A 12,088-nucleotide genomic window follows, 5' to 3' on the forward strand; every position below is an offset into this window, starting at 1 on the left:
GATCGGGGTGCGCGCGGAGGGTGGTGACGGCGGGGACGGCGGTGACGCCGCACCCGGTGGTGATGGTGGGTCCGGTGGGGACGGTGGGGAAGCGGTCGCGCTGGGCCCGTCGGCGGTCGCGGTCAACGGCACCCCCGGCACCCCCGGCACCCCCTGAACCCGACCTAAGCACCGGTCCAGTGGATGAGACAGACTTCTTTGGTGTCGGCGGGGCAGACGATTCCCGCCCAGCCAGGGGGAACTGTTAACCTCCTAGATTGGTGAGCGTGCTCCGCGCGCGCTGACGAAATTACCGCCAACGCTGGCCAGGCCAGCCCCATCGGCACGCCGCGCGCACAGTCCGGCTGCCCAGGAGGAAGAGTGCTTTCGGCTTTCATCTCGTCGCTCCGGACGGCCGATCTGAGGCGGAAAATCCTCTTCACCCTGGCCATGGTGATCCTCTACCGGGCCGGCGCCACCCTGCCGTCGCCCGGCGTTGACTACGGCAACGTCCAGCAGTGCATTGAAGAAGTCAGTGGCGGCGCGGGCGCGCAGATCTACTCGCTGATCAACCTGTTCTCCGGCGGTGCCCTGCTGCAATTGTCGGTGTTCGCCGTCGGTGTCATGCCCTACATCACCGCCAGCATCATCGTGCAGCTGCTGACCGTGGTCATTCCGCGCTTCGAGGAATTGCGCAAAGAAGGACAAGCAGGTCAGGCCAAGATGACGCAGTACACCCGTTATCTGTCGATAGCGCTGGCTGTCCTGCAGGCCACCAGCATCGTGGCGCTGGCCGCCAACGGCGGGCTGCTGCAGAACTGCTCGGTGGAAATCCTCGACGACAAGTCGATCTTCTCCCTGGTGATCATCGTGCTGGTCATGACGGCGGGTGCGGCGCTGGTGATGTGGATGGGTGAGCTGGTCACCGAACGCGGCGTCGGCAACGGCATGTCGCTGCTGATCTTCGCCGGTATCGCCGCGGCGATACCGGCCGAGGGCAAATCCATCCTGGACAACCGCGGCGGCCCGGTGTTCGCCGCGGTGTGTGCCGCGACGTTGCTGATCATCATCGGCGTGGTGTTCGTCGAGCAGGGCCAGCGGCGAATCCCCGTCCAGTACGCCAAGCGCATGGTGGGCCGTCGCATGTACGGCGGAACGTCGACCTACCTGCCGCTGAAGGTAAACCAGGCCGGCGTCATCCCGGTCATCTTCGCCTCCTCGCTGATCTACATCCCGAACCTGATCACCCAGCTGATCCAGAGCGGCCGCAGCGAGCCCGGCAACACCTGGTGGGACCGCTTCGTCGCCGACCACCTGACCAATCCGGCCGACCCCACCTACGTGGTCGTCTACTTTGCGCTGATCATCTTCTTCACTTACTTCTACGTCTCGATCACGTTCAACCCCGAAGAGCGGGCCGATGAGATGAAGAAGTTCGGTGGGTTCATCCCGGGCATCCGCCCGGGTAAGCCCACCGCCGACTACTTGAGTTATGTGCTGAACCGGATCACCCTTCCGGGCTCCATCTACCTGGGCGTGATCGCTGTGTTGCCGAACCTGTTCCTCCAGATCGGCAACAGCGGTAGCGTTCAGAATCTGCCTTTCGGGGGTACCGCGGTGCTGATCATGATCGGCGTCGGCCTGGACACCGTGAAGCAGATCGAGAGCCAGTTGATGCAGCGCAACTACGAAGGGTTCCTGAAGTGAGAGTCGTCCTGTTAGGCCCGCCGGGGGCGGGCAAGGGCACTCAGGCGGTCAGGCTGGCCGAGAAACTGGGCGTTCCGCACATTTCCACCGGTGAGCTGTTCCGGCACAACATCAGTACCGGCACGCCGTTGGGTGTGCGAGCCAAGCATTTCCTCGACGCGGGTGAACTGGTGCCCACCAGCCTGACCAACGACCTGGTCGACGACCGGCTCGACGCCGACGATGTGAACGGCGGGTTCATCCTCGACGGCTTCCCGCGCACCATCGATCAGGCTGAGGCCCTGCACGACATGCTGGAGCGGCGCGGCCTCAAACTCGACGCCGTTCTCGAACTGCGGGTCCCCGAAGAGGTGCTCATCGACCGGCTCATGAGCCGGGGCCGCGCCGACGACACCGAAGACGTGATCCGCAACCGGTTCCGGGTCTACCGCGACGAGACCGCCCCGCTGCTGAGCTACTACGAGAACGAGCACGAGCTGGCAACAGTCGATGCTGTCGGCAGCCTCGACGAAGTGTTCGAGCGCGCCCTGCACCTGCTCGGCCGCTGACGCTGGATGGTGTCCCTTCCCGGGCTGCGCAGCCGTAAGACGGTCCCGGCCCGCACCGCCGGTGAACTCGACGCGATGGCCGCGGCAGGTTCGGTGGTCGCTGCGGCGCTGCGCGAGGTACAGCGGATCGCCGCGCCCGGGGTCTCCACCAAGGATCTCGATGAGGCCGCCGAAAGTGTGATCCGGCAGGCCGGGGGGACACCGTCCTTCCTGGGCTACCACGGCTATCCGGCGAGCATCTGCTCGTCGGTCAACGACCGGGTCGTGCACGGCATCCCGACTGCCGATGAGGTGCTGGCACTCGGGGACCTGGTGTCGATCGACTGCGGCGCCATCATCGACGGCTGGCACGGCGACGCCGCCGTCACCTTCGGTGTCGGTGCGCTGATCCCCGCTGATGAGGCGCTCTCGGAGGCCACCCGCCACGCGATGGAGGCCGGTATCGCGGCCATGGTGCCGGGAAGCCGGCTGACCGACGTGTCGCACGCCATCGAGAACGGCACCCGCGCCGCCGAACGGGCGCACGGCCGTCGCTACGGGATCGTGGCCGGCTACGGTGGCCACGGCATCGGACAGCGGATGCATATGGACCCGTTCCTGCCCAACGAAGGCCAACCGGGCCGCGGTCCGCTGCTGGTCACCGGATCGGTGCTGGCGATCGAGCCGATGCTGACGCTGGGAACCACCCGGACTCGCATCCTCGACGACGAGTGGACCGTCGTCACCACCGACGGCTCCCGCGCCGCGCACTGGGAACACACCGTCGCCGTCACCGACGACGGCCCGCGAATCCTCACCCTCTGAGCGGACGGGCTCGTCAGAAGTCGCCGGCGTGCCGGCGCAGCGCCTCGATTGCCTCGACCAGTGCGTGCGCCTGGTTCTCCGACATCCCGATATCGGCGAACACCTGCTGGTTCAACGTCACGGTGGCGTCCTCGACCGTGGAACGCCCCAGTGCGGTGATCTGCACCAGGGTGGTGCGGCCGTCGGTGGGGTGCGGGATGCGGGTGACCAGCCCGTCGGCCTCCAGCCTGCGGATGGCATGCGTGACGCTGGTGACGTGGACCTGGAGCCGGTCGGAGGCCTTGGTGATGGGCAGTGCGCCGGTGCGGCTGAACGCCAGCAGGCGGAGCAGTTCGAACCGGGAGAAACTGAGGTCGTAGGGCCGCAGGGCGGTCTCCACCCGGGCTAGCAGTATCTGGTGGGCCCGCATCACCGACGTCACTGCGACCATGCCGTCCGCGACCTCCCCCCAGCCTCCGCGCACCCAGTTGGTCCGCGCCGCGGCGATCGGGTCGGGTCGGTCCGGCGGCGTCATGCCCGGCGTCAGCGCAGCGTTTCGATCACCGCGCTGAAGTCGAGGTCGGCGTGCTCCTCGGCGAAGCGGGCGTAGATCTGGGCGGCGTGGCTGCCCAATGGTGCTGATGCGCCGGTGGAGGCCACTGCATCCATCGCCAGGCTGAGGTCTTTGTTCATCAGGGCGGTGGCGAACCCGGGCTTGAACGCGTTGTTGGCTGGTGAGGTGGGGACAGGGCCGGCTACCGGGCAGTTGGTGTGCACGGCCCAGCAGTTGCCGGTGGCGCCGGTGACGACGTCGAACAGCGACTGGGGGGACAATCCGAGTTTCTCGGCCAGTACGAACGCCTCACCGACGGCGATCTGCTGCACAGCCAACAGCATGTTGTTGCACAACTTGGCGGCTTGGCCGGCACCGGATTTCCCGCAGTGAATGATCTTGCCCGCCATGGCTTCCAGCACCGGGCGGCCCTGCTCCAGTGCTGCGGCGTCCCCGCCGACCATGAACGCCAGCGTTCCGGCGACCGCGCCCTTGACCCCGCCGGAGACGGGGGCGTCGAGTTGAGCGAAGCCACGTTCGGCCGCGTAGCCGTTGATCTGGCGGGCGTCGCTGACGGCGATGGTGGAACTGTCGATGAACAGCGCCCCCTGGTTCGCGGCCGGCATGACTTCTGCGTAGCACTCCTTGACCAGAGTCCCGTTGGGCAGCATGGTGATCACCACCTCGGCGCCCTGGACCGCGTCGGGCCCGCTGTCGAAGACGGCGACACCCTTGGCGGCGGCGGCCTCCCGGGCGGCCGGGACGGGGTCGAACCCGCGCACGGTGTATCCGGCGTTGACCAGATTTCCCGCCATCGGCGTGCCCATATTCCCCAAGCCGAGGATCGCGATCGTGGTCATGGTTGTCTCCTCTGCGATCTGACTGTCATGCCCCGGCGCGGGCTTTGGTGGCCTCTGCACGGCCGATCACCACGCGCATGATCTCGTTGGTGCCCTCCAGGATGCGGTGCACCCGCAGGTCGCGGACGATCTTCTCCAAGCCGTATTCGCGCAGATAGCCGTACCCCCCGAGTAGTTGCAGCGCCCGGTCGGCGACGTCGAAACACGCGTCGGTGACATGCAGTTTCGCCATGGCGCATAGCGTGACCTTGTCGGGCTCATCGTCATCCAGTGCGCTGGCCGCCCGCCACAGCAGCAGTCGGGAGGTTTCCAGGGCGCATGCCATATCCGCCAACGCGAACCGGATCGTCGGCTCGTCGATCAGCGCGGAACCGAATGCCTGCCGGTCCACCAGGTAACTCGCGGCTTTGTCGTAGGCGGACTGAGCGCCGCCGAGTGAGCAGGCGGCGATGTTGAGCCTGCCGCCGTTGAGGCCGCTCATCGCGATGCCGAAGCCGGTGCCCTCCGCCTCGGGCCCGCCGAGCAGTGCCTCGGTCGGTACCCGCACGCCCTCGAGCACCACCTGGGCGGTGGGTTGGGCGTTCCAGCCCATCTTCTCCTCGTTGGCGCCGAAACTGAGCCCCGGAGTGCCCTTCTCGACGATGAACGCTGAAATGCCGCGTGGGCCCTCGGCACCGGTGCGAGCCATCACCACGTATACGTCGGAGGCGCCGGCACCGGAGATGAACTGCTTGACACCATCGAGGACGTAATGGTCGCCGTCCCGAACCGCCTTGGTGCGCAACGCCGCAGCGTCCGACCCGGCGCCGGGTTCGGTCAGGCAGTAGCTGGCGATCAGCTCCATCGACGCCAGTCGGGGCACCCACGATTTGCGTTGTTCGGCAGTGCCGTAGGAGTCGATCATCCAGGCGCACATGTTGTGGATCGAGATGAACGAGGAGATCACCGGATCTGCGACCGCGAGTTGTTCAAAGATCCGCACCGCGTCCAAGCGGCGCAACCCGCTGCCGCCGACATCCTCGCCGCAGTAGATGGCACCCATGCCGAGTTGTGCTGACTCGCGCAGCACGTCGACCGGGAAGTGTTTGGTCTTGTCCCATTCCAGGGCAAAGGGGGCAAGGTGTTTGGCGGCGAACGCAGCCGCGGTGTCGGCGATAACCCGCTCGTCGTCGTCCATCATGGTGAAGTTCACTGTCTGTCCTACTTCATCGTCGGGATGACGAATTCGGCGCCGTCCTTGATGCCCGACGGCCAGCGTTCGGTGATGGTTTTCACCTTGGTGTAGAACTGGATCGCCGCCGGGCCGTGCTGGTTGAGGTCGCCGAAACCGGAGCGCTTCCACCCGCCGAAGGTGTGGTAGGCCACCGGGACCGGGATCGGCACGTTGACGCCCACCATGCCCACCTGGACCCGGGAGACGAAGTCGCGCGCGGTGTCGCCGTCGCGGGTGAAGATCGCTACACCGTTGCCGTACTGGTGCTCGTTGGGAAGCCGCAGGGCCTCCTCGTAGTTCTTGACCCGCACGATGCACACCACCGGCCCGAAGATCTCGTCGGTGTAGATCGACATCTCCGGGGTGACGCGGTCGAACAGGGTGGGGCCGATGAAGAAACCGCCCTCGAGGCTCTCGTCACCGAAAGTGAGTTCGTCGCTGCTCTTTTCGCGGCCGTCGACCACGATCTCAGCCCCCTCGGCCACACCGGCGTCGATGTAGCCACGGACCCGCTCGAGCGCCGCCTCGGTGACCAGCGGCCCGTAATCGGCCTTGGGATCCAGACTATGGCCCACCCGCAGGTGCTCGACCCGTTCAGCCAGACGGTTACGCAGACGGTCCGCGGTTTCCTCGCCTACCGCGACGGCGATGCTGATGGCCATGCAGCGCTCACCGGCGCTGCCGTAACCGGCGCCGACGAGCGCGTCGATGGCCTGGTCCAAATCGGAGTCGGGCATGACGATCATGTGGTTCTTCGCCCCGCCGAAACACTGCGCCCGCTTCCCGCCCGCGGCCGCGCGTGCGTAGATGTACTGGGCGATGTCCGAGCTGCCGACGAACCCGTAGGCCTTGATGTCGGGGTGCTCGAGCAGCGCGTCGACCGCCTCCTTGTCGCCCTGCACCACTTGGAACACCCCCGGCGGCAGACCGGCCTCGATGAACAACTCGGCCAGCCGCAGCGGCACCGACGGGTCGCGTTCGGAGGGCTTGAGGATGAATGCGTTGCCGCACGCCAGAGCCGGGCCGGCCTTCCAGAGCGGGATCATCGCCGGGAAGTTGAACGGGGTGATCCCGCAGACCACGCCGAGCGGCTGGCGGATCGAGTAGACGTCGATGCCGGGTCCGGCGTTCTCGGTGAACTCACCCTTCATCAGGTGCGGAATCCCGGTGGCGAACTCGATGACCTCGATGCCGCGCTGGATGTCGCCGAGTGAATCGGGAAGAGTCTTGCCATGCTCCAGGGAGAGCATTTCGGCGATCTCGTCGGCGTTGGCGTTCACCAGTTCGATGAACTTCATCAGAACCCGGGCGCGTCGTTGCGGATTCCAGGCTGCCCACTCCTGTTGGGCCGCAACGGCTGAGGCCACCGCGGTGTCGACATCGGCGGCCGAGGCCAGGAGCACCTGGGCCTGCACCGTCCCGGTGCTGGGGTTGTACACATCGGCGGTACGGGTACTGGCCAGCGCGCTGCGCCGACCGTCGATGAAGTGCTGGATCTGCTGTGTCATGAGACTGCCTTCGGGCGTAAAGAACGGGGATACTTGCATATCCTAGTAATGGAGCGTCCGGCCGCGCAAGGGCTCTGAGCCGGCCCTACGGACGGGGCGGCCCAGCGTGGCGGCTTCGCGCCTCGTCCCAGGTCGGCAGCAGTCCGGCCGTGCGCACCTCATCCAGGGACGGTGCGGCGTCATCCCGGTCAGACAGCACAAGCCCAGACGCCGGCCACGGCCACTCGATGCCGATGGCCGGGTCGAGGGCGGAAATGGTGTGCTCACGGTGCGGGGTGTACGGCGCCGAACAGAGATACATCACCGTCGTGTCGTCCTGCAGTGCGAGGAAGCCGTGCGCCAGTCCCTCGGCCATATAGGTCGACCGGCGGGACACGTCGTCCAGCAGCACCGAGTCCCACTGGCCGAAAGTGGGCGAGCCCAGCCGGATATCGACGACGACGTCGAAGACCGCACCCCGGACGCAGGTGACGTATTTGGCCTGGCCGGGTGGCAGTTGGGCGAAGTGCAGACCACGCAGCACCCCGGCGGCCGACACCGAGCAGTTGGCCTGACGCAGGTCCAATCGGTGGCCGGTCATCTCGGTGAAAGCGCTGTCGGTGAACCATTCGCTGAATGTGCCGCGGCTGTCGTTGTGCAGGGTCGGGGTGATCTCCCACGCACCGGGCACGGCTAACTCGCGGAAACCCATCGTTACTGACCCCGTTCGGCGTAGCGGGCTTCGACCTGGGACTTCAGCGGAGCCCACCACCACTCGTTGTCGCGGTACCAGTCGATGGTGGCCGGCAGGCCGTCGGCGAGGTCGGTGTGTTGCGGCTGCCAGCCCAGCTCGGTGCGCAGCGTCGAGGCGTCGATCGCGTAGCGCAGGTCGTGTCCGGCCCGGTCGGTCACGTGGTCGAAGTCGTCGGGATCCCGTCCCATCAGCGTCAGGATGAGCCGCAGCACCGACAGGTTGTCGCGTTCGCCGTCGGCGCCGACGAGGTAGGTCTGCCCCGGCTCGCCGCGCTCGAGAATCCGCCATACCGCCGCGTTGTGGTCATCGACATGAATCCAGTCCCGCACGTTGGTGCCCGCCCCGTACAACTTCGGCCGTCGGCCGGTCAGCACGTTGGTGATCTGCCGCGGAATGAACTTCTCGACGTGCTGGAACGGCCCGTAGTTGTTCGAGCAGTTCGAGATCGTCGCTCTGACGCCAAACGATCGCACCCACGCGCGCACCAGATGATCCGCCGAGGCCTTGGTGGCCGCGTAGGGACTCGACGGGTTGTAGGACGTGGACTCGGTGAACTTGGTCGCTGCGCCGCGGGGGAGATCGAGGGGTAAATCTCCGTAGACCTCGTCGGTGGAGATGTGATGCAACCGGACCCCGTGGCGGCGGACCGCCTCCAGCACCGAGAACGTTCCGACGATATTGCTGTGCAGGAATGGTTCCGGGTCGGCCAGGGAGTTGTCGACGTGGGTTTCGGCGGCGAAATGCACCACCGCATCGGACTCGGCGACGAGGCGGTCAATCAGACCGGTGTCGGTGACATCGCCTTCGACGAGCCGAATCGCCTCGTCGAGCCCGGTGAGCGACTCCCGGCTGCCGGCGTAGGTCATCGCATCGAGCACCGTCACGGTGACGTCGGGGCGCTGCTCGACCGTGCGGTGGACGAAGTTGGCGCCGATGAATCCGGCGCCGCCGGTGACCAGCAGCCGCATCGGGCCACCCTATCGGGCTGATTGCCTCGTGCTTATCGGACCGATTGCCCCGTGTCGGGCGTCGCTGGGACCTGTATGCGCATTTTGGAGCACGGCGGGAATGCGAGTATCGTGGAGCCACGGTGCGGTGCTCGCGCCGGCTCTTGCGTGCCTAGCCTGGGAACTTCCGCCCAGTCCGGGAACTTCCCACGTTTCGAAGTCGGGCGAATGCTGCCCATCACACAAGCAGGATCTAGTGAGGATATGGGCAAAAAAGACGGTGCCATCGAGGTCGAGGGCCGAGTGGTCGAGCCCCTGCCCAATGCGATGTTTCGCATTGAGCTGGAAAACGGCCACAAGGTGCTGGCCCACATCAGCGGCAAGATGCGGCAGCACTACATCCGCATCCTGCCCGAGGACCGGGTCGTGGTGGAGCTTTCCCCCTATGACCTCACCCGGGGCCGAATCGTCTACCGGTACAAGTAACCAGCCCGCATTCTCCGATCGACCAGGAAGAACAGGATCAACAAGCCGTGAAGGTGAACCCGAGCGTCAAGCCGATCTGCGATAAGTGCAGGGTGATCCGCCGGCATGGGCGGGTCATGGTGATCTGCTCCGATCCACGCCACAAGCAGCGCCAAGGCTAGAACCGCTCAGACGCACTAGCCCCGACACAACTGAATGCAGACCTCCCAGAACCACCACCCGGACTGACCGGGTGCCCACGTCCGGAACGGAGGCCGGACCCCGGCAGCGCCCACCAGATCATTGGGGCACGACGGGAACGGTCTGGGAACGACACCTCCGCCTAGAAGAAGGAATACAGCCCTGTGGCACGTCTAGTGGGCGTGGATCTCCCGCGCGATAAGCGCATGGAGATCGCGCTGACCTACATCTACGGCATCGGCCGTACCCGCTCCCAGGAGATCCTCGCGGCGACCGGCATCGACCGGGACCTGCGCAGCAAGGACCTCACCGACGACCAGCTGACCCAGCTCCGCGAATACATCGAGGCCAGCCTCAAAGTGGAGGGCGATCTGCGCCGCGAGGTTCAGGCCGATATCCGCCGCAAGATCGAAATCGGCTGCTACCAGGGCCTGCGGCACCGTCGCGGACTGCCGGTGCGCGGCCAGCGGACCAAGACCAATGCGCGCACCCGCAAGGGCCCGAAGCGCACCATCGCCGGTAAGAAGAAGGCTAAGTAACCATGGCACCTCCGAAGAAGGCCGCCTCCGGCGCCAAGAAGGGCAAGACCACCCGCCGCCGGGAAAAGAAGAACGTCCCGCACGGCGCCGCCCACATCAAGAGCACGTTCAACAACACGATCGTGTCGATCACCGACCCGCAGGGCAACGTCATCGCCTGGGCATCCTCGGGCCACGTCGGCTTCAAGGGCTCCCGCAAGTCGACGCCGTTCGCCGCGCAACTCGCCGCCGAGAACGCCGCCCGCAAGGCCCAGGAGCACGGGGTCAAGAAGGTCGACGTCTTCGTCAAGGGGCCGGGCTCGGGCCGTGAGACCGCCATCCGCTCGCTGCAGGCCGCAGGCCTGGAGGTGGGCGCGATTTCCGATGTCACCCCGCAGCCGCACAACGGCTGCCGTCCGCCCAAGCGGCGCCGGGTCTAGGAGGACTTAACACATGGCTCGCTACACCGGACCTTCCACCCGCAAATCACGCCGGCTGGGTGTCGACCTCGTCGGCGCCGACCAGTCGTTCGAGAAGCGCCCCTACCCGCCCGGTCAGCACGGCCGCGCGCGGATCAAGGAGAGCGAATACCGCACACAGCTGCAGGAGAAGCAGAAAGCCCGCTTCACCTACGGTGTCATGGAGAAGCAGTTCCGCCGCTACTACGAAGAGGCGAATCGCCAGTCCGGCAAGACCGGCGAGAACCTGCTGCGCATCCTGGAGAGCCGGCTGGACAACGTCGTCTACCGCGCCGGCCTTGCCCGGACCCGGCGGATGGCCCGCCAACTCGTCAGCCACGGCCACTTCACCGTCAACGGTGTGAAGGTCAACGTGCCCAGCTACCGGGTGTCGCAATACGACATCATCGACGTCCGTAACAACTCGCTGAACACCGTTCCGTTCCAGATCTCTCGGGAGACCGCGGGTGACCGCCCACTCCCGGCCTGGCTCCAGGTGGTCGGCGAACGGCAGCGCATCCTGGTGCACCAGTTGCCCGACCGTGCGCAGATCGACGTGCCGCTCACCGAGCAGCTAATCGTCGAGTTCTACTCCAAGTAACCCCTCTCTCTGGGGCGCCGCCCCCGAGTACCCCCCGACGGCATCAAATAGCGGGTGCCGAGAAGGAGATGGAAGAAAACCATGCTGATCTCCCAGCGACCCACACTGTCCGAAGAGACCCTTGCCGAGAACCGTTCCCAGTTCATCATCGAGCCGCTGGAGCCGGGATTCGGCTACACCCTGGGCAATTCGCTGCGCCGGACCCTGCTGTCCTCCATCCCGGGGGCGGCAGTGACGAGCATCCGCATCGACGGTGTGCTGCACGAGTTCACCACCGTGCCGGGCGTCAAGGAGGATGTCACCGACATCATCCTCAACCTCAAGGGTCTGGTCGTCTCCTCCGACGAGGACGAGCCGGTCACCATGTATCTGCGTAAGCAGGGTCCGGGCACCGTCACCGCCGGTGACATCGTGCCGCCGGCCGGGGTCAGCGTGCACAACCCCGATACGCACATCGCGACGCTGAACGACAAGGGCAAGCTCGAGATCGAACTCGTCGTCGAGCGGGGCCGGGGATACGTGCCGGCGGTGATGAACAAGGCCTCCGGCGCCGAAATCGGTCGTATCCCCGTCGATTCCATCTACTCGCCGGTGCTGAAGGTGACCTACAAGGTCGAGGCCACCCGCGTCGAGCAGCGCACCGACTTCGACAAGCTGATCCTGGACGTGGAGACCAAGAACTCCATCAGTCCGCGTGACGCGCTGGCCTCGGCCGGCAAGACCCTCGTCGAATTGTTCGGGCTCGCAAGGGAACTCAACATCGAGGCCGAGGGCATTGAGATCGGCCCCTCGCCCGCCGAGGCCGATCACATCGCCGCCTTCGCGCTGCCGATCGACGATCTGGACCTGACCGTGCGCTCCTACAACTGTCTCAAGCGCGAGGGTGTGCACACCGTCGGCGAACTGGTCGCCCGTACCGAGTCCGATCTACTGGACATCCGCAACTTCGGACAGAAGTCCATCGACGAGGTGAAGATCAAGCTGCACCAGTTGGGTCTGTCCCTGAAGGACTCG

15 protein-coding genes are annotated in these 12,088 nt (G+C 66.1%); 9 read left to right on the forward strand and 6 right to left on the reverse strand.

Going from position 1 to position 12,088, the window contains the following annotated elements:
• The first annotated feature begins 360 nt into the window (after positions 1 to 360).
• The 3 genes from secY to map are packed head-to-tail and all read left to right on the forward strand — an operon-like array spanning position 361 to position 3,038.
• On the forward strand, positions 361 to 1,686 hold the full coding sequence (gene secY / locus ADBZ5N_RS13040) for a preprotein translocase subunit SecY (protein WP_526257952.1): 1,326 nt from the start codon (positions 361 to 363) through the stop codon (positions 1,684 to 1,686).
• The gene (locus ADBZ5N_RS13045; protein ID WP_526257954.1) at positions 1,683 to 2,234 is read left to right on the forward strand and encodes an adenylate kinase; all 552 of its coding nucleotides are present in this window, start codon (positions 1,683 to 1,685) and stop codon (positions 2,232 to 2,234) included. Before secY ends, ADBZ5N_RS13045 begins: the two co-directional genes overlap by 4 nt.
• Positions 2,235 to 2,240: 6 nt before the next feature.
• Entirely contained in the window at positions 2,241 to 3,038 is a 798-nt protein-coding gene (map, locus tag ADBZ5N_RS13050; RefSeq protein ID WP_526257956.1) for a type I methionyl aminopeptidase, read from the forward strand.
• A 13-nt stretch (positions 3,039 to 3,051) separates the two neighbouring features.
• On the opposite strand, the gene ADBZ5N_RS13055 is transcribed toward map, so the two are convergent.
• The 6 genes from ADBZ5N_RS13055 to rfbB form a co-directional block, all read right to left on the reverse strand.
• A complete protein-coding gene (locus ADBZ5N_RS13055; protein WP_526257959.1) occupies positions 3,052 to 3,552 on the reverse strand; it encodes a MarR family transcriptional regulator in 501 nt (166 codons plus the stop codon).
• Positions 3,553 to 3,560: 8 nt separating this feature from the next.
• Complete coding sequence (gene mmsB, locus ADBZ5N_RS13060) at positions 3,561 to 4,430, reverse strand: 3-hydroxyisobutyrate dehydrogenase (protein WP_526257961.1); 870 nt, start codon at positions 4,428 to 4,430, stop codon at positions 3,561 to 3,563.
• 25 nt (positions 4,431 to 4,455) lie between these two features.
• Positions 4,456 to 5,610, reverse strand: coding sequence for an acyl-CoA dehydrogenase family protein (locus ADBZ5N_RS13065; protein WP_526257975.1), 1,155 nt, complete (start codon positions 5,608 to 5,610; stop codon positions 4,456 to 4,458).
• 20 nt (positions 5,611 to 5,630) lie between these two features.
• Complete coding sequence (locus ADBZ5N_RS13070) at positions 5,631 to 7,151, reverse strand: CoA-acylating methylmalonate-semialdehyde dehydrogenase (protein WP_526257964.1); 1,521 nt, start codon at positions 7,149 to 7,151, stop codon at positions 5,631 to 5,633.
• 85 nt (positions 7,152 to 7,236) lie between these two features.
• Positions 7,237 to 7,842 carry a dTDP-4-dehydrorhamnose 3,5-epimerase gene (rfbC, locus tag ADBZ5N_RS13075; protein ID WP_526257966.1) on the reverse strand — a complete coding sequence of 202 codons (606 nt, stop codon included), beginning with the start codon at positions 7,840 to 7,842 and terminating at the stop codon, positions 7,237 to 7,239.
• Positions 7,843 to 7,844: 2 nt separating this feature from the next.
• Positions 7,845 to 8,852, reverse strand: a complete 1,008-nt coding sequence (gene rfbB / locus ADBZ5N_RS13080) for a dTDP-glucose 4,6-dehydratase (protein ID WP_526257968.1) — start codon at positions 8,850 to 8,852, stop codon at positions 7,845 to 7,847.
• Positions 8,853 to 9,095: 243 nt separating this feature from the next.
• On the opposite strand from rfbB, the gene infA reads away from it, so the two are divergent.
• The 6 genes from infA to ADBZ5N_RS13110 form a co-directional block, all read left to right on the forward strand.
• Complete coding sequence (gene infA / locus ADBZ5N_RS13085; RefSeq protein ID WP_213516935.1) at positions 9,096 to 9,317, forward strand: translation initiation factor IF-1; 222 nt, start codon at positions 9,096 to 9,098, stop codon at positions 9,315 to 9,317.
• A gap of 47 nt (positions 9,318 to 9,364) precedes the next feature.
• Positions 9,365 to 9,478 (forward strand): 50S ribosomal protein L36, encoded by a 114-nt coding sequence (rpmJ, locus tag ADBZ5N_RS13090; protein WP_003879483.1) that lies wholly within the window; start codon positions 9,365 to 9,367, stop codon positions 9,476 to 9,478.
• Between the two features lie 183 nt (positions 9,479 to 9,661).
• Entirely contained in the window at positions 9,662 to 10,036 is a 375-nt protein-coding gene (gene rpsM, locus ADBZ5N_RS13095; protein WP_509715857.1) for a 30S ribosomal protein S13, read from the forward strand.
• Positions 10,037 to 10,038: 2 nt separating this feature from the next.
• Entirely contained in the window at positions 10,039 to 10,455 is a 417-nt protein-coding gene (gene rpsK / locus ADBZ5N_RS13100) for a 30S ribosomal protein S11 (protein WP_293308034.1), read from the forward strand.
• 13 nt (positions 10,456 to 10,468) lie between these two features.
• Positions 10,469 to 11,074, forward strand: a complete 606-nt coding sequence (gene rpsD / locus ADBZ5N_RS13105) for a 30S ribosomal protein S4 (protein WP_526257971.1) — start codon at positions 10,469 to 10,471, stop codon at positions 11,072 to 11,074.
• Between the two features lie 81 nt (positions 11,075 to 11,155).
• Positions 11,156 to 12,088: DNA-directed RNA polymerase subunit alpha (locus ADBZ5N_RS13110; RefSeq protein ID WP_526257973.1), on the forward strand; the 933-nt coding region annotated here is incomplete at its 3' end.

Origin of the sequence: Mycobacterium sp. (genome assembly GCF_044370595.1) — a bacterium.
GTDB lineage: Bacteria > Actinomycetota > Actinomycetes > Mycobacteriales > Mycobacteriaceae > Mycobacterium.